This window comes from Pseudomonas sp. PDM26 (assembly GCF_019219185.1).
Taxonomy (GTDB): domain Bacteria; phylum Pseudomonadota; class Gammaproteobacteria; order Pseudomonadales; family Pseudomonadaceae; genus Aquipseudomonas.
The window spans coordinates 1-973 of the sequence record NZ_JAHUWC010000036.1; the positions used below are offsets into that span (position 1 = coordinate 1).

General features: G+C 51.6%; 2 tRNA genes and 1 rRNA gene. All 3 read right to left on the reverse strand.

Annotation, left to right across the window (positions count from 1 at the left end):
* Positions 1-306 precede the first annotated feature (306 nt).
* A tRNA-Ala gene (locus KW849_RS30955) sits at positions 307-382 on the reverse strand.
* 30 nt (positions 383-412) lie between these two features.
* Positions 413-489: transfer RNA gene (locus KW849_RS30960), tRNA-Ile, on the reverse strand.
* Between the two features lie 80 nt (positions 490-569).
* Positions 570-973: ribosomal RNA gene (locus tag KW849_RS30965) — 16S ribosomal RNA — on the reverse strand; the annotation flags it as partial.

Consider the following 973-nt stretch of genomic DNA (forward strand, 5'->3'; position numbering starts at 1 on the left):
CGCAGGCTACCACGTCTTTCATCGCCTCTGACTGCCAAGGCATCCACCGTATGCGCTTCTTCACTTGACCATATAACCCCAAGCAATCTGGTTATACTGTGAAGACGACATTCGCCGAAAATTCGCAATTCAACTCACAAATTTTACCTTAGCCTGATCCGTTACCAGTGAAAGTAACGTTCAGTCTATCTTTCTATCACATACCCAAATTTTTAAAGAACGAACTAGTCAAAGACTAGAAATCAACATTCACCATCGAACCGATGGAATGCTCATTTCTAAGCTTTACACAATCAGAAGCAGTAGTGGTGGAGCCAAACGGGATCGAACCGTTGACCTCCTGCGTGCAAGGCAGGCGCTCTCCCAGCTGAGCTATGGCCCCGTATTTCTACAGGCGTTTCCCACACAAAATTGGTGGGTCTGGGCAGATTCGAACTGCCGACCTCACCCTTATCAGGGGTGCGCTCTAACCAACTGAGCTACAGACCCAATTTCGGGCTGCTTCTATCGTCTTCTTCAATGAATCAAGCAATTCGTGTGGGAGCTCATGGAGCAGCTGAGTCGTCGATTAAGGAGGTGATCCAGCCGCAGGTTCCCCTACGGCTACCTTGTTACGACTTCACCCCAGTCATGAATCACACCGTGGTAACCGTCCTCCCGAAGGTTAGACTAGCTACTTCTGGTGCAACCCACTCCCATGGTGTGACGGGCGGTGTGTACAAGGCCCGGGAACGTATTCACCGCGACATTCTGATTCGCGATTACTAGCGATTCCGACTTCACGCAGTCGAGTTGCAGACTGCGATCCGGACTACGATCGGTTTTGTGGGATTAGCTCCACCTCGCGGCTTGGCAACCCTCTGTACCGACCATTGTAGCACGTGTGTAGCCCAGGCCGTAAGGGCCATGATGACTTGACGTCATCCCCACCTTCCTCCGGTTTGTCACCGGCAGTCTCCTTAGAGTGCCCACC